The organism is Luteimonas sp. 100069 (genome assembly GCF_003813845.1).
Taxonomy (GTDB): domain Bacteria; phylum Pseudomonadota; class Gammaproteobacteria; order Xanthomonadales; family Xanthomonadaceae; genus Luteimonas; species Luteimonas chenhongjianii.
Window position 1 is genome coordinate 633,606 of record NZ_RPFN01000001.1, and the last position, 21,012, is coordinate 654,617.

General features: G+C 65.2%; 20 protein-coding genes, 2 tRNA genes and 1 pseudogene. 14 read left to right on the top strand and 9 right to left on the bottom strand.

Annotated elements, in window-relative coordinates; all coding sequences use genetic code 11:
* Positions 1-14: 14 nt before the first annotated feature.
* Complete coding sequence (locus EGK76_RS02820; RefSeq protein ID WP_179948182.1) at positions 15-1,052, bottom strand: LacI family DNA-binding transcriptional regulator; 1,038 nt, start codon at positions 1,050-1,052, stop codon at positions 15-17.
* 322 nt (positions 1,053-1,374) lie between these two features.
* Between EGK76_RS02820 and thrS the strand changes: the two genes are divergently transcribed.
* The 9 genes from thrS to EGK76_RS02865 all read left to right on the top strand — a co-directional run bounded on the left by thrS (position 1,375) and on the right by EGK76_RS02865 (position 9,329).
* A complete protein-coding gene (thrS, locus tag EGK76_RS02825; protein ID WP_123831579.1) occupies positions 1,375-3,282 on the top strand; it encodes a threonine--tRNA ligase in 1,908 nt (635 codons plus the stop codon).
* Between the two features lie 66 nt (positions 3,283-3,348).
* Complete coding sequence (gene infC, locus EGK76_RS02830; RefSeq protein WP_096299332.1) at positions 3,349-3,894, top strand: translation initiation factor IF-3; 546 nt, start codon at positions 3,349-3,351, stop codon at positions 3,892-3,894.
* A gap of 432 nt (positions 3,895-4,326) precedes the next feature.
* Positions 4,327-4,524 carry a 50S ribosomal protein L35 gene (rpmI, locus tag EGK76_RS02835; protein ID WP_055249161.1) on the top strand — a complete coding sequence of 66 codons (198 nt, stop codon included), beginning with the start codon at positions 4,327-4,329 and terminating at the stop codon, positions 4,522-4,524.
* Positions 4,525-4,537: 13 nt separating this feature from the next.
* Positions 4,538-4,897: a 50S ribosomal protein L20 gene (gene rplT / locus EGK76_RS02840; protein WP_096299330.1), complete on the top strand. Its 360-nt coding sequence runs from the start codon at positions 4,538-4,540 to the stop codon at positions 4,895-4,897.
* Between the two features lie 162 nt (positions 4,898-5,059).
* Positions 5,060-6,055: a phenylalanine--tRNA ligase subunit alpha gene (pheS, locus tag EGK76_RS02845; RefSeq protein WP_123831580.1), complete on the top strand. Its 996-nt coding sequence runs from the start codon at positions 5,060-5,062 to the stop codon at positions 6,053-6,055.
* A 78-nt stretch (positions 6,056-6,133) separates the two neighbouring features.
* On the top strand, positions 6,134-8,509 hold the full coding sequence (gene pheT / locus EGK76_RS02850; protein WP_123831581.1) for a phenylalanine--tRNA ligase subunit beta: 2,376 nt from the start codon (positions 6,134-6,136) through the stop codon (positions 8,507-8,509).
* 21 nt (positions 8,510-8,530) lie between these two features.
* Entirely contained in the window at positions 8,531-8,845 is a 315-nt protein-coding gene (locus EGK76_RS02855; protein ID WP_096299327.1) for an integration host factor subunit alpha, read from the top strand.
* Positions 8,838-9,194 (top strand): MerR family transcriptional regulator, encoded by a 357-nt coding sequence (locus EGK76_RS02860; RefSeq protein WP_096209477.1) that lies wholly within the window; start codon positions 8,838-8,840, stop codon positions 9,192-9,194. Before EGK76_RS02855 ends, EGK76_RS02860 begins: the two co-directional genes overlap by 8 nt.
* 58 nt (positions 9,195-9,252) lie before the next feature.
* A tRNA-Pro gene (locus tag EGK76_RS02865) sits at positions 9,253-9,329 on the top strand.
* 58 nt (positions 9,330-9,387) lie between these two features.
* Here the strand turns inward: EGK76_RS02865 and EGK76_RS15515 are convergent.
* The gene (locus EGK76_RS15515) at positions 9,388-9,552 is read right to left on the bottom strand and encodes a hypothetical protein (protein ID WP_096299326.1); all 165 of its coding nucleotides are present in this window, start codon (positions 9,550-9,552) and stop codon (positions 9,388-9,390) included.
* A gap of 320 nt (positions 9,553-9,872) precedes the next feature.
* Between EGK76_RS15515 and EGK76_RS02870 the strand changes: the two genes are divergently transcribed.
* Positions 9,873-10,847, top strand: a complete 975-nt coding sequence (locus EGK76_RS02870) for a TraB/GumN family protein (protein ID WP_233580139.1) — start codon at positions 9,873-9,875, stop codon at positions 10,845-10,847.
* Positions 10,848-10,871: 24 nt separating this feature from the next.
* Here EGK76_RS02870 and dxs read toward each other — a convergent pair whose 3' ends face one another.
* The 5 genes and pseudogenes from dxs to EGK76_RS02895 form a co-directional block, all read right to left on the bottom strand.
* Complete coding sequence (gene dxs / locus EGK76_RS02875; RefSeq protein WP_123831583.1) at positions 10,872-12,785, bottom strand: 1-deoxy-D-xylulose-5-phosphate synthase; 1,914 nt, start codon at positions 12,783-12,785, stop codon at positions 10,872-10,874.
* Positions 12,786-12,857: 72 nt separating this feature from the next.
* Positions 12,858-14,039: a hypothetical protein gene (locus EGK76_RS02880; RefSeq protein ID WP_123831584.1), complete on the bottom strand. Its 1,182-nt coding sequence runs from the start codon at positions 14,037-14,039 to the stop codon at positions 12,858-12,860.
* An 83-nt stretch (positions 14,040-14,122) separates the two neighbouring features.
* Positions 14,123-14,689, bottom strand: a pseudogene (locus EGK76_RS02885) (HNH endonuclease); the annotation flags it as partial.
* A gap of 195 nt (positions 14,690-14,884) precedes the next feature.
* Positions 14,885-16,675 (bottom strand): acyl-CoA dehydrogenase C-terminal domain-containing protein, encoded by a 1,791-nt coding sequence (locus EGK76_RS02890; protein ID WP_123831586.1) that lies wholly within the window; start codon positions 16,673-16,675, stop codon positions 14,885-14,887.
* Positions 16,676-16,730: 55 nt separating this feature from the next.
* Entirely contained in the window at positions 16,731-17,204 is a 474-nt protein-coding gene (locus EGK76_RS02895; RefSeq protein ID WP_123831587.1) for an LEA type 2 family protein, read from the bottom strand.
* Positions 17,205-17,358: 154 nt separating this feature from the next.
* Between EGK76_RS02895 and EGK76_RS02900 the strand changes: the two genes are divergently transcribed.
* Positions 17,359-17,434, top strand: a tRNA-Phe gene (locus EGK76_RS02900).
* Between the two features lie 89 nt (positions 17,435-17,523).
* Here the strand turns inward: EGK76_RS02900 and EGK76_RS02905 are convergent.
* Positions 17,524-17,742 (bottom strand): AlpA family phage regulatory protein, encoded by a 219-nt coding sequence (locus tag EGK76_RS02905; RefSeq protein WP_123831588.1) that lies wholly within the window; start codon positions 17,740-17,742, stop codon positions 17,524-17,526.
* Positions 17,743-18,171: 429 nt separating this feature from the next.
* Here EGK76_RS02905 and EGK76_RS02910 point away from each other — a divergent pair, with 429 nt between their 5' ends.
* From EGK76_RS02910 to EGK76_RS02920, 3 genes are all read left to right on the top strand, one after another.
* Positions 18,172-18,732, top strand: coding sequence for a hypothetical protein (locus EGK76_RS02910; RefSeq protein WP_123831589.1), 561 nt, complete (start codon positions 18,172-18,174; stop codon positions 18,730-18,732).
* 60 nt (positions 18,733-18,792) lie between these two features.
* Positions 18,793-19,605, top strand: coding sequence for an FRG domain-containing protein (locus EGK76_RS02915; protein WP_123831590.1), 813 nt, complete (start codon positions 18,793-18,795; stop codon positions 19,603-19,605).
* 79 nt (positions 19,606-19,684) lie between these two features.
* Positions 19,685-20,038: a hypothetical protein gene (locus EGK76_RS02920; protein ID WP_123831591.1), complete on the top strand. Its 354-nt coding sequence runs from the start codon at positions 19,685-19,687 to the stop codon at positions 20,036-20,038.
* A 71-nt stretch (positions 20,039-20,109) separates the two neighbouring features.
* Here the strand turns inward: EGK76_RS02920 and EGK76_RS02925 are convergent, their stop codons facing one another.
* On the bottom strand, positions 20,110-20,586 hold the full coding sequence (locus tag EGK76_RS02925) for a hypothetical protein (protein WP_123831592.1): 477 nt from the start codon (positions 20,584-20,586) through the stop codon (positions 20,110-20,112).
* Positions 20,587-21,012: the final 426 nt, after the last annotated feature.

Sequence of the window (21,012 nt, forward strand, 5' to 3'; positions counted from 1 at the left end):
GTCTGCGCGTGAGGCTACGGATCGCGCCTGCCGCTCGAGTCGCGCACCACCAGCGATGTCGGCATGCGCATGCTTTCCGCCGGCTCGCCCAGCACCAGCCGCATCAGCGTGTCGACCAGCAGCTCTCCGGCAGTCAGCGTGTCCTGCACCACCGTGGTCAGCGCAGGCGTGGTCATGCGGGCTGCGGGAATGTCGTCGAAGCCGGCGATCGCGATGTCCCCGGGCATCCGCAGGCCGTGTTCGGCGAACGCGCGCATCGCGCCGATCGCGATCAGATCGCTGGCAGCGAACACCGCATCGAATGGCAGCCCGCGCCGCAACAGTTCGGTGGCCGCCGCATGGCCGGATTCCTCGGCGCTTTCGGCATCGACCTGCAGCGCTCGCTCCATGGGCAGGCCGCGCGCCTGCAGCGCCGACTCGCAACCGCGCCAGCGATCCAGGAACTCCGGGTAGCGGCTGGACGCATCACCCAGGAACGCGATGCGCCGATGCCCCAGCCCCGCGAGATGGGCGCCGACCAGCGCGCCGCCGCCGGCGTTGTCGCAGCCGATCGAGATGCCCGGCTGCTCCGGCAGTACCGCCCCCCAGCGCACGAACTGGGTGCCCTGTTCGACGAGGGTCCGCAGTTTTCCCTGGTAGGCGAGGTAGTCGCCATAGCCCAGCAGGATCAGTCCATCGGCCTTGTGGCTGTCGCCGTAGTCGGCATGCCAGTCGTCGGAGAGCTGCTGGAACGAGATCAGCAGATCCTGGCCGTGACGCGCGCAGGCGCGGGTAATGGAGCCCAGCATCGGCAGGAAGAAGGGGTTGATGTGCGACTGGTCGCTGGTGGGATCCTCGAACAGCAGCAGCGCCAGCGTGCCGGATTGCTGGCGGCGGAGGTTCGAGGCGTTCTTGTCGACCTTGTAGTTGAGCTCGCGCGCGATCGCGAGAATGCGCTCGCGGGTCTCGCGATTGACCGAGGGCTGCCCGCGCAGCGCCCGCGATACCGTGGGCTGGGACACCCCGGCGATGTGGGCGATGTCCAGGGAGGTCGGCTTGCCTTTGATCGTCATCGTGCCTGCGCAGGGCGTGTGGACCTCGGCGGATGATGCCATGCCGGCTGGCGGCGCCCGGTCCGGCCGCGGTGCGTTGCGGGGATCCGCGATCCCGGTCGTCCAGCGCAGCGCACGCGAGCGTTCTCGGCTAGAATCGGCCTCTTCGCTCCATCAGGAACAGGTGGCCCGCGACCCCGCCGGCCGAGCGTGCGACATGAGCACTACCACCGCCCATCGCTGACCGTTCCCGGGTGTGCCATCAGGCGCCCTCGTGGCGCCTTTTTGTTGCCGCCTTCTTCCGCTCCGCCGGCCCTGCCGGCCACCACGCCAGACGCCTCCCATGATCACGATCACGCTCCCCGACGGCAGCCGCCGCGAGTTCGACCACCCGGTCTCCGTCATGGAGGTCGCCCAGTCCATCGGCCCTGGCCTGGCCAAGGCCACCGTCGCCGGCAAGGTCGACGGCCGCCAGGTCGACGCCTCCGATGTCATCGACCATGACGCCACGCTGCAGATCCTGACCCCGAAGGATCCCGAGGGCGTCGAGATCATCCGCCACTCCTGCGCGCACCTGGTCGGCCATGCGGTCAAGCAGCTCTACCCGGACGCGAAGATGGTCATCGGCCCGGTGATCGACGACGGCTTCTACTACGACATCTACAGCGAACGCCCGTTCACGCCCGACGACATGGCCGCGATCGAGAAGCGCATGGCCGAGCTGATCGACACCGAGTACGACGTCATCAAGAAGATGACGCCGCGCGCCGAGGTCATCGAGACGTTCAAGGCCCGCGGCGAGGACTACAAGCTGCGCCTGATCGAGGACATGCCGGCCGACATCACCGAGATGGGCCTCTACCACCACCAGGAATACGTCGACATGTGCCGTGGTCCGCACGTGCCCAACACGCGCTTCCTCAAGGCCTTCAAGCTCACGCGCATTTCCGGCGCGTACTGGCGCGGTGATTCCAAGAACGAACAGCTGCAGCGCATCTACGGCACCGCGTGGGCGGATTCCAAGCAGCTCAAGGCCTACATCCAGCGCATCGAGGAAGCCGAGAAGCGCGACCACCGCCGCATCGGCAAGCAGCAGGAGCTGTTCCATCTGCAGGAAGAGGCCCCGGGCCTGGTGTTCTGGCATCCCAAGGGCTGGGCGCTGTGGCAGGTGGTCGAGCAGCACATGCGCGGCGTCTACCGCGAAAGCGGCTATGGCGAAGTGCGTTGCCCGCAGATCCTCGACGTGTCCCTGTGGCAGAAGTCCGGCCACTGGGACAATTACAAGGACAACATGTTCTTCACCGAATCGGAGAAGCGCACGTACGCGGTCAAGCCGATGAACTGCCCGGGCCACGTGCAGATCTTCAACCAGGGCCTGCACAGCTATCGCGACCTGCCGATCCGCTATGGCGAGTTCGGCAGCTGCCATCGCAACGAGCCTTCGGGCGCGCTGCATGGCATCCTGCGCGTGCGCGGTTTCACCCAGGACGACGGCCACGTGTTCTGCACCGAGTCGCAGATCGAATCGGAAGTGACCGCGTTCCACCAGCAGGCGCTGGCGGTGTACACCCACTTCGGTTTCGACGAGATCCAGATCAAGATCGCGCTGCGCCCCGAATCGCGCCTCGGCGATGACGCGACCTGGGACAAGGCCGAGGCCGCGCTGCGCAATGCGCTGTCGGCCTGCGGCGTCGCGTGGGAAGAGCTGCCGGGCGAGGGCGCCTTCTACGGCCCGAAGATCGAATACCACCTGAAAGATGCCATCGGCCGCACCTGGCAGCTCGGCACGATGCAGGTCGACTTCATGATGCCCGGGCGCCTGGGCGCCGAGTACGTGGACGAGCACAGCCAGAAGCAGATCCCGGTGATGCTGCATCGCGCGATCGTCGGCTCGATGGAGCGCTTCATCGGCATCCTGATCGAGCATCATGCCGGCGCATTCCCGGCCTGGCTGGCCCCCGTTCAGGCCGTGGTGATGAACATCACGGACGCCCAGGCCGACTTCGTCGAAGAAGTCCGGAAATCCCTTGCAAATCAAGGGGTCCGGGTCGAGGCGGATTTGCGCAACGAAAAGATCGGCTATAAGATCCGCGAGCACACGCTGCAGCGAGTGCCCTATCTGATCGTGGTTGGAGACCGTGAAAAGGAGACCGGCACCATTGCCGTTCGGACGCGGTCCGGGGAAGATATGGGCTCGATGCCGATCGCAGAGTTCGTGGCGCGGTTGCGCGAGACGCCCGTTTCAACATGATTCCTTCACCGGCGCGGGTCCACCATGGTCCGCGCTGGTCGCCCCGCCGGTCGGCGAACCGGCGGTATGTTCCATTTTGGAGATTGCAGTATTAGCACCCCTGACAAGCAGAATCGGCGTAACCAGGACATCCGCGTACCGCGGGTGCGCGTCATTGGTTCCGACGGAGAAATGATCGGCGTCCTGACGCGCGACGAAGCGCTCAAGGCCGCCGAGGACGAAGGTCTGGACCTCGTCGAGATCCAGCCCAACGCGGATCCGCCGGTCTGCAAGATCATGGACTTCGGCAAGTTCAAGTTCGAAGCCCAGAAAAAGGCCAACGAGGCCAAGAAAAAGACCAAGCAGCAGGAGATCAAGGAACTCAAGTTCCGGCCGGTCACCGACGAGGGCGACTACCAGATCAAGCTGCGCAACATGCGCCGCTTCATCGAGGAAGGCGACAAGGTCAAGGTCAATATCCGCTTCCGTGGCCGCGAGATGAGCCATCAGGAGCTGGGCCGCGAGATGGCGTCGCGGATCGAAGCCGATCTGGGCGAGGACATCGTGATCGAATCGCGTCCGCGCCTTGAAGGTCGCCAGATGGTCATGATGATCGCCCCCAAGAAGAAGTAAGTGCGCGCCGCGCGCGGCGCTCAGTTCTGCCTCCCTCCGGGGTGAAGGCGGTCCGCTTGCGCAGACTCTCTGCGGATGGGCCGTCTGAGCGCTCCGGCGTTGGCGGGATCTGAGCCGCGAGGTGCGGCTGCAAGGTGAGGGGCGTCGCGAGGCGCCTCTTTCCGTTTCGGGCCTGAGCCGGGGGCGAGCGCTTCTGGCTCCGGGTCGCGCTCCGCGCGTGGCCTTCATCGGGCTTTTCGCCAGCCAGCGATTTGCAACCCCGTTCCCCGCGCGGCATAATGCCCGGCTCCCGGTCCGCCGGGGGATAGATTCATCCAGGACCCGCCTGGATTCCCTCGTGGGATCAAAGGCTTAAAACCGGCATGGGCAGGACGGAAAGCGTGGCGTCAGCCACCGCCCAGTCAGTACTCGTATCCCAAAAGGACTCTCGCAATGCCCAAGATCAAGACGCACCGGGGCGCCGCCAAGCGGTTCCGGAAGACGGCGTCCGGCAAGTACAAGGCCGGTCATGCAAACCGTAGCCACATCCTCACGAAGAAGGCCACCAAGCGGAAGCGCAATCTTCGTCAGACGAACCATATCCCGGCGTGCGACAGTGGTCGTCTCGACCGCATGCTGCCGTATCTCTGAGGAGGACTGAACCATGGCACGAGTCAAGCGTGGCGTTCAGGCGCGCCGTCGTCACAAGAAGGTCCTCGGCCGCGCGAAGGGTTATTACAACGCCCGTCGCAAGGTCTTCCGCGTCGCCAAGCAGGCCGTCATCAAGGCCGGCCAGTACGCATACATCGGTCGCAAGCTCAAGAAGCGTGATTTCCGTTCGCTGTGGATCACGCGCATCAACGCCGCGGCCCGCATGAACGGCATGAACTACAGCCGCTTCATGAACGGTCTGCTCAAGGCCGGTATCACCCTCGATCGCAAGATCCTGGCTGATATCGCGGTGAACGATGCCACCGCCTTTACCGCGCTCGCCGAGAAGGCAAAGGGCGCGCTGGCGGCCTGAGGCCGTCGTCTCCACCGTAAAGCGGTACTGCCGCCGGATCCGTCCGGCGGTCACGTGGGGAAGGGCGCAAGTCCTTCCCCATTGTTGTTTATGGCACCGGTGCCCTGCGCGTCAGCGCGGTCCCGGGCCATCGGATCACCACAGCGACGGGCCAGCAGTGCGATGAGCGAAATCGATTCCCTTTCGAACCAGGCGCTTGCCGATATCGAGGCTGCCTCCACGCCTGAGGCGCTGGAAGCCCTGCGCGTCGGGCTGCTCGGCAAGAGCGGCAGCATCACTGCCCAGCTCAAAGCGCTCGGTGCGCTGCCGGCCGACCAGCGCAAAACGGCGGGCGAGGCGATCAACCGCGCGCGGGACGCGATCGCCGGGGCGCTGTCGACGCGCAAGGTCGCGCTCGACGATGCAGTGCTCGATGCCCAGCTCGCATCACAGACCGTCGATGTCACGCTGCCCGGGCGCGACGGCACGCGTGGCGGTGTGCATCCGATCAGCCGCACGCTCGAGCGCATCGCCGACATCTTCGGCCGCCTCGGCTACGAGCTCGCCGATGGTCCCGAGATTGAGGACGACTGGCACAACTTCGAAGCGTTGAACTTTCCCCCGCACCATCCCGCGCGGGCGATGCACGACACGTTCTATTTCGGCGACGGTCGCCTGCTGCGCACCCATACCTCCGGCGTGCAGGTGCGTTACATGGGCGAGCATGCGCCGCCGCTGCGGATGATCGCCGCCGGCAAGGTGTACCGCTCCGACAGCGACCAGACCCACTCGCCGATGTTCCACCAGGTCGAAGGGCTGCTGGTCGACGAGCACGCGACCTTTGCCGACCTCAAGGGGACGCTGAGCGAATTCGTCCGCGCGTTCTTCGAGCGCGACTTCGAGATGCGGTTCCGTCCGAGTTACTTCCCGTTCGTCGAACCCGGCGCCGAAGTCGACATCGCCTGGCAGCAGGCCGACGGCAGCACGCGCTGGCTGGAGGTGCTGGGCTGCGGCATGGTCCACCCGAACGTGCTGCGGGCTGTCGGTATCGATCCGGAACGCTATACCGGGTTCGCCTTCGGGCTGGGCGTGGAACGCTTCGCGATGCTGCGTTACGGCGTCGATGACCTGCGCGCGTTCTTTGACAACGACGTGCGGTTCCTGCGCCAGTTCGCGTAACGCGGCCGCTGCGCCTGCCGACAGACAACCCGAAGCATTCGCGCCCGCTCGCCGGGACGACGATTCCAAGAGATCGCCATGAAATTTTCCGAGAACTGGCTGCGCCAGCACGTCAAGACCGATGCGACCCGCGAACAGCTGGCGGCCACCCTGACGGCGATCGGCCTGGAGGTCGAAGACATCACGCCGCTGGGCGAGGCGCTGGATGGCGTCGTCGTTGCGCGCATCGTCTCGGCAGAGAAGCATCCCGAGGCCGATCGCCTGCAGGTCTGCCAGGTGGATGCGGGTGGACAGACGCTGCAGATCGTCTGTGGCGCGCCGAACGCGCGTGCGGGACTGATCGCGCCGCTGGCGACGATCGGGACCACCGTCGGTGCGCTGACGATCAAGGCCGCCAAGCTGCGGGGCGTCGAGTCCAACGGCATGCTGTGCTCGGCCAGGGAGCTGGGTATCGACGCCGATGCGGCCGGCCTGCTCGAACTGCCTGCGGATGCACCGGTCGGTGCGCCGCTCGCCCAGTACCTCGGTCTGCCTGACGCGACGCTGGAACTGAAACTCACCCCGAATCGCGCCGACTGTTTCAGCGTCCGCGGCATCGCGTTCGACGTGGCGGCTGCATTCGGCAGCGGCGTCGTCGAGCTGGACGCGGCGCCGGTTGTTGCCGAGTCGTCGGCGCGGCTCGCGGTCACGCTCGATGCGGGTGCCGATGCGCCGCGCTACCTCGGCCGCGTGATCGAAGGCGTCGATGCGACACGGCCCACCCCGGTGTGGATGGCCGAACGCCTGCGTCGCAGCGGCATCCGGCCGGTCAGCTTCCTCGTCGACGTGACCCAGTACGTGATGCTCGAACTCGGCCAGCCGATGCATGCCTTCGACCGTGATCTGCTCACCGGACCCGTCGGCGTGCGGCGTGCCCGCAAGGGCGAGACGCTCACACTGCTCGACGGGCGCGAGGTGACGCTCGACGAACAGTTCCTTGCGGTCACCGACGCCGACCGGGTCGTGGCGCTGGCCGGCGTGATGGGTGGCCTGGATACGCGCGTGACCGATGGCACCCGCAGTGTGTTCCTCGAGTCTGCGCACTTTGCGCCCGACGCGATCATCGGCCGCAGCCGCAGGCTCGGCCTGCACACCGAGGCCGCGCACCGCTTCGAGCGGGGGGTCGATCCGGGCCTGCCGCGCACCGCGATCGAGTATGCGACCCGCCTGATTCTCGATGTCGCCGGCGGCAAGCCTGGCCCCGTGGTCGCCGCCGAGGTGCACGAGCACCTCGCCCGCCCGCGCACCATCGCCCTGCGCCGGGCGAGGATGGCGCGTGTGCTCGGCCTGTACATCGCCGATGCGGAGGTCGAGCGGATCCTGCGTGCGCTCGGTCTCGAGGTTGCTTCCGATGCCGAGGGCTGGCAGGTCACCGCGCCGACGCGCCGCTTCGATCTGGCGATCGAAGAAGACCTCATCGAAGAGGTCGTGCGCATCCACGGCTATGACCGCGTGCCGACCACGCTGCCCGGCGGCGCGACGCGGATCGCAGCGCCAAGCGAAACCCGGATCGCCGAAGCCGAGCTGCGCCGGCAGATGGTCGCGCGAGATTGCCTCGAGACGGTCAACTTCGCCTTCGTCGATGCCGCGCTGCTTGGCGCATGGCAGGCGGATGCGGGCAGCGTGCCGCTGGCCAATCCCCTCAGCACCGAACTGGGCGTGATGCGCACCGCGCTGCTGCCCGGGCTGGTCGCGAGCCTCGGCCGCAATCTGGCGCGCCAGCAGGATCGCGTGCGCCTGTTCGAGATCGGCAAGGTGTTCGCCCGAGCCGGGGCCGACAAGGCCGCGCCGGTCGAAACGCTTCGCGTGGCGGCGGCGGTGTCGGGCGATGCACGGGCGGAGCAGTGGGGCGATTCCTCGCGCCCGGTCGACTATTTCGACCTCAAGGGCGATCTGGAAGCGCTGGCCGCCCTTGCCGGCGCGCGTCTGACATTCCAGCGCTCGGACGCGCCGCACGGCCATCCGGGCCGTTCGGCCGATGTCTGCCGGGACGGCGTCCGGGTCGGCTGGGTCGGTGAGCTGCATCCACGGCTGCGCCGCGCGCTGGACCTCGACGTGCCGGTGGTCGCGTTCGAGCTGGATGCGAGCGCGCTCCAGGAGCGCCCGCTGCCCCGCGTCGCCGCGTTGTCGAAGTTCCCGTCGGTCCGTCGCGACCTGGCCATCGTGGCGCCCGAGGCGGTCGCCTGGGCGGCACTTGAGTCGACCGTACGCGCCGCCGCCGGTCCGTTGTTGGCGGAAGTCGTATTGTTCGATCGGTATGCCGGCCAAGGGGTCGAATCCGGCTTCAGGAGTCTCGCCATGGGCTTGATTTTGCAGGAACTTTCACGCACTCTGACCGACCGCGATGTCGATTCCGTCGTTGCGGATGTCGTGGCCGCACTCGCGCGAGAACACGGCGCGAAGATCCGGGGCTGAGGCCTCGCAGGGAGTTGCAGCGTGGCACTCACCAAGGCGGACATGGCCGAGAAGCTCTACGAGGAAGTAGGGCTGAACAAGCGTGAGGCGAAGGAATTCGTCGACGCGTTTTTCGACGTGCTTCGCGACGCGCTGCATCAGGGGCGGCAGGTGAAGCTGTCGGGTTTCGGCAACTTCGACCTGCGCCGCAAGAACGAGCGACCCGGTCGCAATCCCAAGACCGGTGAGGAGATCCCGATCTCCGCACGCACCGTGGTGACCTTCCGTCCGGGTCAGAAACTCAAGGAGCGCGTCGAGGCCTACACCGGCGCTACTGCAGGCGCGGACCATGCTTGATCCGGGCAGCAATCGAGAACTTCCACCGATCCCGGCGAAGCGGTATTTCACGATCGGGGAAGTCAGCGAGCTGTGCGATGTGAAGCCGCATGTGCTGCGCTACTGGGAAACGGAGTTCCCGAGTCTCGAGCCGGTCAAGCGTCGGGGCAACCGCCGTTACTACCAGCGCCACGACGTACTGATGGTCCGCCAGATCCGTGGGCTGCTCTACGAGCAGGGTTATACGATCGGCGGGGCGCGGCTGCGGCTGGAAGGCGAGGGGGCCAAGCAGGAGTCCGCGCTGAGCAACCAGATCGTGCGTCAGGTGCGAATGGAGCTCGAGGACGTTCTGCAGTTGCTCAAGCGCTGAAAATGCCTGCATATATGGATGCGCAGACGCATCCGTTGCCGGTATAATTCACAGATTCCGGGGTATAGCGCAGCCTGGTAGCGCACTTGTCTGGGGGACAAGTGGTCGTCGGTTCAAATCCGGCTACCCCGACCAAAACGTGTCAACGAACGGCCCGCGCGCAAGCGCGGGCCGTTTCGTTTGCGGGGTGTGCTCAGGAGGCGTCGAGGAGGGCGCGCCCCTTCGCCGTCAGATCGATGTCACCGTCCTCCGCCAGCACGGCATAGCCGGCATTGACGGCCCAGTCGGTCTCCGATGCGGTGATCGGGGTGGTGGTGTCGATGTCGCGCAGGATGCGCCGCTGGTCGTGGTCGGTCATGTGCTTGCTCTCAGGCATTGGAAGGGCGGAACCCTAACGGGGATGGCGTCGGGAGCGCGTCTGCATGAATTTACTAGGGCGGCCTAGGGGCGACGCTGAACGCCAGGCAGCGCCTCCTCGAAGGCGGCGCACATCCGGTGCCGGGCCTTCGTATGCTCGGCCTTCATTTTGTTGAACGGAGCTGACTTATGGACAAGCGGTTCGCTGGCGCGATGCTGGCAGCGGTTGTGGCGGTAGCGTCTTCGCCGCTATTCGCACAGGGCACGGAGGCAGGCTTGCCGGCCCGCGCTGGGATGTCGCCGCCCTCTGATGTACGCGACATGGAAACGGTCGTCGTCACCGGCGCCCAGCCGGGACCCGGGCTATGGCGGGTGCGGCGCGAGGACGGTCACACCCTCTACATTCTCGGCACCCTGTCGCCATTGCCTGCCGACATCACCTGGCGTGCAGAGGAAGTGCGAGAGGTGCTCGCCGAAGCCGGTGCCGCGCTGGGGCCGCCAGGTGTCAAGGTGGGCGCGGACATCGGTTTCTTTCGCGGGCTGACGCTCGCGCCATCGGCGTTCCGCGCGATGCGCAATCCGGACGGCGCGAAACTCGAGAGCCTGCTGCCGCCCGATCTGTACGTGCGCTGGGCGGCACTGAAGCAGCGTTACATCGGTCGCGATCGCGGCATCGAGCGCAAGCGGCCCATCATCGCGGTCTATCAGCTGTATCGGGCGGCGCTGGAGCGGAACGGCCTGCGCGAGGGCGGCATCATTCGCCCGGTGATCGACGAGGCGTTGAAGGCGCGCGCCATGGAAGTCGCGCCTACGGTTCTCGACCTGAAGATCGACGATCCGGGCGCCGCACTCTCCTCATTCCGGCGCGAGACCCTGAGGCCCGAGGACCTCGACTGCGTGCGCGCCACGCTCGACATCATCGAGAACGATCTGCCACGCATCGCGGCCCGTGCCAACGCCTGGGCGGTCGGCGATCTGGAGACATTGCGTTCCATGCCTGACGCCCGTGCCCAGGTCAGCGCCTGTCTGTCCGCCTGGACATCGAGCGAGACTGCGCGCGGTCTCGGCATGGCCGATATCGAAGCGAAGGTGTCCGCGGTGTGGTTGTCGACGGTCGAAGCCGCGATGACCGAGCACCCGGTGGTCTTCGCGGCCGTGCCGCTGAATTCTCTGCTGAGTGCCGATGGGCAGCTCTCGGCGTTGCGCGCGCGTGGCTATACGGTGATTGCACCGGATGAGGTCGACCCCGCCGAGAGTGCCCCCAGCGACACGGCTGGCGGGGGCCTGAAGCCCTGATCCCAGGGCCGTAGCGCCGCCGGATCAGCCGGCGGCGGCCTGCAGGGTGTTGCTGCCGCTGCGCAGGTCCGGCCAGCGCCGCAAAACCGCCTCGCGGATGCCGTCGACGTCGAGCCCGGCTTCGGAGAGCAGGTCCTCGCGAGAGGCATGGTGCTGGAAGGCGTCGGGCAAGCCGAGATGCAGCATCGGTATCGTGACGCCTTCCGCGCTGAGCAGTTCCGCGACCCCCGAGCCGGCGCCACCGGCGACGACGTTGTCCTCCAGTGTCACGAAGCCGTCGTGGGTCGCGGCGAGCTCGAGCAGCAGGGCACGGTCGAGCGGGCGCACGAAGCGCATGTTGACGACCGTCAGGTCGAGCGCCTCGCCGACCTGCTCGGCGGCGGGCACGATCGCACCGAACGCCAGCAGGGCGATGCGCCTGCCGCGACGGCGCCGCTCTGCCTTGCCGATGGGCATGGTTTCGAGCTTCGTCTCGATCGCGACGCCGGGGCCGGTGCCGCGCGGGTAACGAACGGCCGCCGGGCCTTCGTGGCGGAAGCCCGTCGTCAGCATCGCGCGACACTCGTTTTCGTCCGCCGGCGCCATGAGGACCATGTTCGGCACACAGCGCAGGAAGCTCAGGTCGAGATTGCCTGCATGCGTGGCGCCATCCGGACCGACCACGCCGCCGCGGTCGATCGCAAACAGAACGTCGAGCTTCTGCACCGCGACATCGTGGATGAGCTGGTCGTAGGCGCGCTGCAGGAACGTCGAGTAGATCGCGACGACCGGCTTGGCGCCTTCGCAGGCCATGCCCGCAGCCAGGGTCACCGCGTGTTGTTCGGCGATTGCGGTGTCGAAGTAGCGCGCGGGGTATTCCTTGCTGAAACGCACCAGGCCCGAGCCTTCACGCATCGCCGGCGTGATGCCGAGAAGCAATGGATCCGCCGCTGCCATGTCGCAGATCCAGCTGCCGAACACGTCGGTGTAGGTCGGCTTCTTGGCGCCCCCGTCCTTGGCGACGACCCCCAGGCTCGGATCGAATGGCGAGACCGCGTGGTAGCCGATCTGGTCGCCCTCGGCGAGCTCGTAGCCCTTGCCCTTGGTCGTGATGACATGGAGCAGCTGGGGACCCTTGAGGCCCTTGAGGGTCTTGAGCGTGTCGGTCAGCGCCTTGACGTCATGGCCGTCGATGGGACCGGTGTAGTGGAAGCCCATCTCCTCGAACAGCGTGGAGGGCACGAACATGCCCTTCCAGTGTTCTTCCCAGCGCCGGACGAACTTGGCCGTCGGGTTGTTCTTGTCGCCGAGCAGCTTCTTGCCCCCTTCGCGAAGCGCGTTGAGGGTGCGGCTGCCGGTGGCGCGGCCGAGGATCTTGGTCAGCCCGCCGACCGCTTCGCTGATCGACATGCGATTGTCGTTGAGGACCACCAGGATGTCGGGCTCGGGCTCCATGCCGCCGGCGTGGTTGAGGGCTTCGTACACCATGCCCGCGGTCATTGCCCCATCGCCGATCACCGCGACCACGCGCCGATCGTCGCCGTTGCGCGCATTGGCGATCGCCATGCCCAGGGCGGCGGAGATCGACGTCGAGGAATGGCCCACGCCGAACGTGTCGTACTCGGACTCCTCGCGCTTTGGAAACGGCGCGACGCCATCCTTCTGCTTGACCGTGTGGATGCGGTCGCGACGGCCGGTCAGGATCTTGTGCGGATAGGTCTGATGCCCGACGTCCCAGACGATGCGATCGTGGGGGGTGTCGTAGAGGTAGTGCAGGACCGTGGTCAGTTCGATCACGCCGAGGCCGGCGCCGAAATGGCCACCGCTCTTGCCGACGGATTCGATGAGGTAGGCGCGCAGCTCGTCGGCGATCGCGGGGAGCTCGGCTTCGTCGAACTGGCGCAGGTCGGACGGCCCGTCGATGCGCGCAAGGCGCGGATAGCGCGTGGAGTCGATCATGGGCCCATTGTACGCCGCGGGCCCCCGGCTGGCGTCACGCAGCGCGACCGCGCTGCCTGATGTCGGCGGCGGTCAGCGGCGGCGCAGCCGCGAGAAAAAGCCGCCACTCCGCTCCGGCGTCTCTACAGGCTCGGGCGTCTCGATGAACGGCTCGGCATAGCCGGTGACCAGATTCGCGTTCACGAAACGGATCACCTCTTCAGCCGGCACACCGCTGGCCGCAATGATCTCGTCGAGCGTTGCAGGGCCCTTCATCATCGCGGTCGCGATCCTGAAGTGGCGGGGATACTCGCGTTCGGTCTGCGGCCATTTGCTGAGCTGGTAGCGCGCCTCCGGGTCGTAGCCAGGCACGAGGGTGGTGCCGTCTCCTTCCAGCAGGCCGCCGAGCCACAGCAGCCGGGACAGTGGCTGTGGCGGGCCGGCGACGAGCGCGTTGGCCGACCAGGTGGCCGCGTCAACCGCCTCGAACACATCTCCAGTGACCGCGCCGTTGAAGTATTGGGTCAGGGGCTTGAGCGTGGCGGGGCCGTGGTAGTGCTGCGCATCGAAGTCGAGCCACAGCGTCGGGCCGGTGTCGCTGCGGAAACGCCGGCGTCCGCGCAGCGCGCCGGTCGCGATCCAGCTCACGAAGGGCAATGCGCGACCGGTCTCCGGCTCCGCCTCCGGAAGGGGAGCGGCGGCGGGCGCTTCGGGCGAGGCGGGCATGGGCGCCGCAGCGGACGCTTCGAGCGAGGCGGGCATCGGCGGCGCGATGTCCAGCGGCCGCGGAGCCTCGTCCGGGAATACCGGAATGTCGCCCGCTTCGAGCGGGGACGGATCGCCGCTTGCGCGGGCGACGGCCGGCGCGGCTTCCGGGGCAGGTGTCGTGGTCGCCTCACTGGCATCGTCGGTCGCGACTGCCGGGGACTCGCCAGCAGGCGCGGTCGCCGGCGCATCCACCTCGACCTCCTGCGCTGCCGCGACCTCGCGCAGCAGCGTCGCCATGGCGTTGTCGTCGAAGGGGCGCCCGAGCCGGAAATGGGTCTGCACGCGCGGCGCCGAGGTCAGACCGATGATCTGCTTGCCCGACGCGTGCAGGCGCAGCCAGCTCATCGGGCCGTACATGCTGTCCATGTCGACGATCACGTGCGCGGCCTCGGATTCCGCGGTCAGGACGAAGCGTCCGCCCAGTTGCGCGTTGGCGCCCGAAAATGCCGCGCGCAGTGCGGTCTCGGTCGCGTTGTCCATTCCGCTCAGCGCGATGGTCAGTGTCATGCAGGAGGTACCGGCGACGCGGCGCGATGCGCGCCAAGGCCGGAGTTTAGCCATTGCCGCAGGCGATGTGCGCGCCTACCTGCTCAAACCGCATGCTCCTGGCGTCGGCGTTGCGGCAGATGGGTGGTCAGGAAAGCCATCTGGTCGGCAAGGATGTTGCGGTTGCTCAGGATCAGATGCTCGATCCAGCTCGGCCGGAACGGCACTGCCAGCAGTGGCATCAATGCCTCCTGGGGCGTACGCGCGCCCTTGCGCGAGTTGCATTGGAAGCATGCCGAGACCACGTTCTCCCAGATGTCGAGTCCGCCGCGCGAGAGTGGCGAGACGTGATCGCGCGTGAGCGTCTGCCGGCCAGCGCGACGGCCGCAGTACAGGCACAGCTGGTGGTCGCGGGCAAACAGGGCGGTGTTGGTCAGCGCGGGCGTGGGATCGACCGCGCCGGGTCGTACGTGGCTGCGGCCTGCGATGATCGGATGCAGATCCATGTGGCTTCGGGCGCCGGTCGCCCGGCAGACGCCACCGCGGACGGTGATGCAGGGGTCGCCGATCGTCCAGGCCACCGCGCCTCGCGCGTACAGGCATGCTGCGTCCTGCCAGCTGATCCAGTTCAGCGCCCGGCCGTATGCGTCGAGCGCAAGCAGACGCACCGCGTCGCGGCGTGGTGCGAGTACAGAAACCTTGGAGGAAGCTCCGGACTCCAGCCCCGTTGCGGCGCCGGTGGGGATCGAGCGTGCGATCGCGCGGTCTGCCTCCATCGCGATCGAGCATATACCCGATCAATGACGGTTTGTGCAATGGTCCAAGCGCCCCGCGGCCGCACGCAGCGACCGCGAGGCCGTTCGGGGTCAGCTGTCCAGCGCGTCGTCGGGGATCGACAGCAGCGACGCGGGCCCGCTCGCGATCGCTGCCGCATGGCCCAGCGTGCGCGGCAGGATGCGGGTGAAGTAGAAGCGTGCGGTTTCGCGCTTGCCGGCCTTGAAGGTCTCGGGGCGCGCGGAGGCCTCGGCCACCGCGACGCTGCGTGCCCACCAGTAGGCGAGGGCGACATAGCCCGAGAAGAACAGGTAATCGTGCGCGGCTGCGCCGATCTCCTCCGGATCCGCTGCCGCGCGCTCGGCGATGCTTCGGGTCAGCTGTTGCCACTCGGCCGCCTTGGCGCGCAGTGGCACGACGAATTCGGCCAGCGCGACGTCTTCGGCATGCGTCGTGCAGAAGGTCTCGATCATGCCGAGGAAGACCCGCAGACCCGCCCCCTGCAACTGCATCGTCTTGCGGCCCATCAGGTCCAGCGCCTGGATGCCGGTCGTTCCTTCGTAGAGGGTGGTGATCCGGGCATCGCGTGCCAGCTGTTCCATTCCGTGCTCGGCGATGTAGCCGTGGCCGCCGTAGCACTGCAGTGCGTGATAGGTACATTCGTTGCCCCATTCGGTCAGGCAACCCTTGACGATCGGCGTCAGGAAGCCGAGCAGGTCGTCGGCCTGCTTGCGCGCCAGCGGATCCTGGGCATGCGCGGCGCTGTCGACCAGCGAGCCGGCGTGGTAGGCAAGCAGGCGCCCGCCCTCGGTCAGCGCCTTGCAGGTCAGCAGCATGCGTCGGACATCGGGCTGGACAAGGATCGGATCGGCCGGTTTTGAGGGCAGCTTCGCGCCCGAAAGCGCGCGCGACTGCAGGCGCTCGCGTGCATAACGCAGTGCGTTCTCATAGGCCCGCGTCGCCAGTCCGAGGCCTTGGATCCCCACGCCCAGCCGCGCGGTGTTCATCATCGTAAACATCGCCATCAGGCCCTTGTGGGGCTGTCCGATCAGGTAACCCTGCGCACCGTCGAAGTTCATGACGCAGGTGGCCGAGCCGTGGATCCCCATCTTGTGTTCCACCGCGCCGCAGCGCACCGCGTTGCGCGTGCCGACACTGCCGTCGCGACCCACCTGCATCTTGGGCACGATGAACAACGAGATTCCACGGCTGCCTTCGGGCGCATCGGGCAGGCGCGCGAGTACGAGGTGGATGATGTTGTCGGTGAGGTCGTGCTCGCCGGCGGTGATGAAGATCTTGGTGCCTGTGATCGCGTAGCTGCCATCGGCCTGGGGTTCGGCGCGGGTCTTCAGCAGGCCGAGGTCGGTCCCGCATTGCGGTTCCGTCAGGCACATCGTGCCGGTCCAGGTGCCGGCGACCAGTGGCTTGAGGAAGACGTCCTTCTGCCAGTCCTCGCCATGGTGGTGCAGCGCATTGACCGCGCCGTGTGACAACAGGGGGAAGTTGCTCCATGCGAGGTTGGCTGCGTCGATCATCTCCTCCAGGCAGATGCCGATGCCGTGCGGCAACCCCATGCCGCCGAATTCCACGGGAGCGCTGATGCCGGTCCAGCCGCCCTCGACGAACTGGTCATAGGCATCCTTGAAGCCCGTGGGCGTCGTGACCGCGCCGGTCGCCTTGTCGAAGCGGACGCCGACTTCGTCGCCGATCCGGTTCAGTGGCGCCAGTACCGTCTCGCAGAGCCGCGCGCATTCGTCGAGCACCGCATCGAGGGTTTCCCGACCGGCGTCCTCGAAACCGAGTGAGGCGAACAGGGGTTCGACCTGCAGGACATCGTGCAGCGCGAAACGGATATCGGTAAGCGGGGCGTGATAGGTACTCATGGCGTCGGTGTGGCTCGTATTCGTGGAAGGGGTGCGCGTGGCGTGCGGGTGTTGCTCAGCGCATTACGCCGGGAAGGCCGGGCACGGGGCTGAGCACACTTTCGTGGCGGACCTTGTAGTCCTTGGCGCTGCCGCGATCGTCGGGCGCCGCGCGCAGCGTGCCTTCGATGCGGTAGGCCAGGCGACGGCCGGCGGCAAGCGCATCCGCGGCCTGCAGGCGGCCTTGCGCAGACGGCTGCAGGGCGACCTCGACGATGTCGGCCGATTCCGGGCCGACCGTCAGTGCCGGAGCGATTTCGAGAACACCTGCGGATTCGCCGCCTACCGCCAGCTCCAGGCGTACCGATTCGAAGCGCATCGGGATGCTGCTGTAGTTCTGCAGCCGCAGTTCGAGCGCCCATGCACCATCGGCGCCCACGCTGAGCTGCTGGATGCTGGCGGCCGGCTCCGAGACGCGGCGTGGACCGGTCGCGCAGGCGGTGAGCACCGCGGCCATCAGCAGGATCGTCAGCAGTTTCCACGGTTTCATGCGCGGCGCTCCGGTGTGGTGGAAGGGTCGATGTTAACGCGTCGCCAGCCCGGGACTTCTGCTTGTGACCGACCGCTCAATCGGTCGCCGACCCGGATTTTGTGAAAAACGGTTGCCGTTCGCGGGCGCGCCTCGTATGATGCGCCTCCGCAGTGGCCGGGTAGCTCAGTTGGTAGAGCAGGGGATTGAAAATCCCCGTGTCGGGGGTTCGATTCCCTCCCCGGCCACCACTAAGATCAAGGGCTTGCAGAGATGCAGGCCTTTTTTCTTTTGGGGTATTGCTAATTTGGTGGCCGCTTGGTGGCCGTTTGTGCGGAGCTCATGCAGCTAGTGTCTCCGCGCAGTTGTCGGCAAGCACGCGCGCAACCCACGCTTCGACTTCGGCTTCAGACCAGACAGCAATTGTTGGTGTGATCTTCCGCTGACGCGGGAACGTGCCTGCATCGATGAGGGCATAGATGGTGCTTCGCCCGAGGCCAGTCATCCGCTTCACGTCGGGAAGCCGCAAAAGACGCGGAGCATTGGTCGTGGTGTTCATTGCTTCTCCAAATGGAAAAGACCCGAGCGCAAACGCTCGAGTCTGACTGTGATGAGGGAGTTCAGCGGCCTCGTGGCGGGATCTGCTGAAGGTGCCGCCAGCCGAATCGAGTCCGTAGTTAACGATTTGGCTTTCGGGCGAGAAGTGTGCGCCCGTCGCTATGTCCGGCCTGCGACTTCAAGATGATCAAGGGCGAACCGCCACGTCTGCATGCGGGCCGTTACCAGCCCGCGTGCGCCGTGCGATCAGCACACTTGCGTGTGCCGGAAGGCAAGGCTTGGCACGACATCTTTCAACCATCTGCCTGTAACAAGTGGGTGGGGCGCCGTCGGAATTCCGCTAGGCGACGACCAGACACTCACCCCATACTCAGCGCAACACCCCCGACCGGGGGCGAATGCTGCTTAGGCACATTGAGAGGGTTCTAGAATGACCATCAATTGGGGGCTCGTCGTAACGCTGGCTTCGCCGATACTGGCGCTGTTTGTCGGCGCATGGTTTGATCGGTTTCTTGCAGGTCGCCCGAGGGTCATTAGCTTTTTGCTCCATGCTTCTGCAGTGACTATGCATCAGGCGGCAAACCCAATCACTGTCAACACGCATTCCATAGTCATAAAAAACCCCCGCAGAACAGCTGCTTCAAATGTACGCGTTGGCCATTACGTGCTGCCGGACTTTCACATTTATCCGGACATCCAGTACGAGATCGTTGATTTACCGGGTGGCGGCAAAGAAATCTTGATACCGCGCCTTGCTCCGCACAAGCAGATCACGATCGCGTATTTGTACTTTCCACCCTTGCTTTGGCATCAGGTCAACACTGAGACCGAGGTAGATGGCGGCGCCGCAAAGATCGTGAATGTGCTCCCCACAGTTCGGCCGCCTGCAGTTGTGCGATATATCCTTTGGTTCTTGGTTGGCTGCGGCCTATTGGCTATTCTCTACTCCCTGTCAGTGCTTGCAATGCGGCTAGCGGGGCCAAGCGCCTAACAATCATTCAAGCCGATGCGGATTCGCGGAGCGGCTTAATTTCAAGCGTTAGAGGTCACTTTGGCGACGCATCCAATTGCAATTACAAGTCTTCGTGAGCTAGAGGAGCTTGCCTCCTCGCTTGATGCTGAGTGTCGAGCCAGGAAGCCGCACGAGTACGCTTACATTTCCCCAGTCCTTTTTAGAGGGCAGTCACGAGCAAGTTGGACGCTGGATACAACGCTGGAGCGCTTCGGTAAGAAGAACCTGGATCTTGACGAATACGTACGCTACTTGAGCAGGGTTAAGCCGGCCGTTAAGGCGTACACGGACAGGGAGTTTTCCTTCCATTCGGGCAACCAAAAGACTAAGGGATATGCTTTCGGTCTGTCGCAAGTTGCATTCCTTGAGGGCCAGCCTGAGTTCATGGTGTACCTAAGGCATCATGGGTTTCCAACGCCGCTACTCGACTGGAGTAGATCTCTCTACGTTGCCATCTATTTTGCTTGCTCCGGTCCGGAGAGTGATGAAGATTCGGCGCTGTATATGTACGTGGAGAATCTTGGTCATGGTAAGAGCGGCTGGGTAGGTGCGCCTGAGATCGCAACTCTAGGCCGGTACATTCCAGCCCACAAGCGTCACTTCACGCAGCAGTCCGAATACACCGCCTGCATAGCCATGATCGATGACAAGTGGTGTTTCCATCCTCACGAACAGGCAATGGGATCAGCGAGTGATCAGTATGATCGGCTTGAGAAGTTTCTTATCCCAGCAAGGCTTAGGAGGGAGCTACTCCGAAAACTTGATGCGATGAATATCAATGCCTTCTCATTGTTCAGTACAGAGGAAGCGCTCATGCAAATGCTCGCGTTCCGAGAGTTGCATGAGTGGTGACCACTAATAATTGGTTCAACCCGATTCCACTTTGTGGCACGAATCAACTCATTCTTAGGCCGCGCAGAAGGATTCGCACATGACGCATTTCACGCAGTACGGTTTCTCACGCGCTGACGTAGCGGGGGCGGTCGCAGCGGCAGCAATTGAAGACCTTCGTGTCAATGGGTTCTCTTTCAACGGGTTTCCGCAAATTCTGGTGTCGGCGAATTCTGATCTACGGGCCTTTCATGTCACTTTGAGCTGGGCGGAGCATGGTCACTGCAGTTGTGTGTTCGAGCTATCTCTGGCTGAAGCAACGGCGGCCGTGAAGCGGCTCAAGGTCGAACAAGGCTACGACCCGCAGATCTTTGAGAGGGTTCAAGTTGCTCTCGCTTCGCTGGAGGGGAAGGCCGGCGACGCTTATCGGCAGGCTTCCAGGAGTCATGTTTAGCAACTTATTCAAGGCTACGTCCCTTCGTGGCGTTGCTTAGTGCGGCAACCTGCCGAAGACTCCATGCCTATTCAACGACCGTCGATAGCGTCGATGAGCTCCCTGTGGTCCGCTAGGAACTGGGCTTGGACCGCGTTTGTAGCGGCGTCCTTTCGAAGCGTTTTCAATCGCTTCTTTAAGAGCCCAACCTCTCTATTGAACTCTGGAAACACTCGCCAATAGGCTTGGGGACGCTCGCTCCTCTGCATCCAGTCAACAAGCTCGATGGACATTGAACGCACAAGGTGCAGCTTCTCCGCTGTCTTGGCCTGCCATAGCTCAATCTCGCGACTTCGCCGAGCTGTGAGCTCCTGCGCCAAGAGTTGCGCCTCAGCGCGCTCCCCTCTCTCAATCATGCGCAACGCGTGTGCGCGCTCTGCGTTTGTTCGTTGCTCGTCGAAGGCAATCTCGCGCCAGTCCGCTAGGCAGCGCGCTCCGGGCATCCTTGGAAGCTTGAACGAGACCCCTGTCTCTCCCAACTCGGGAGCGGTGTGAATCGAGCTTTTCATACGGTCGCTCCTGGTGCGATGCGGGGGCGGCGCCATACTCCGAATTCATTGGGGATCATGCGACCTGCCCGCAGTTCTGCAGCGGTGAGACATCGGCGGGCCTCTGGGTGCGGTGGTGACACGTCGAAACGGCCTTTGCGATGACGATCGAAGATCGACTCTCCGCCGAAGACGAGGCCGCACGTCGGGCACTGGCAACGAGCGCCCTTCAAAGCGGGCGTGGGTGTATTGGTCATTGATGGGTTCCAGAAATGAGAAGAGCCGGGCTGTGCCGGCTCTCTGGTCGACCAAATAAGGGTCGATTCCTGATTGATAAATTCGATCGAGTCTGCTACCCTAAAACCCCTAAGGGTTTCTATAGGTTCCTTTCCTTAGGTTCCTTCTCATAGCTCCCTCCCTAAGAGAAACCCTCCGGGTTCCTCAGGA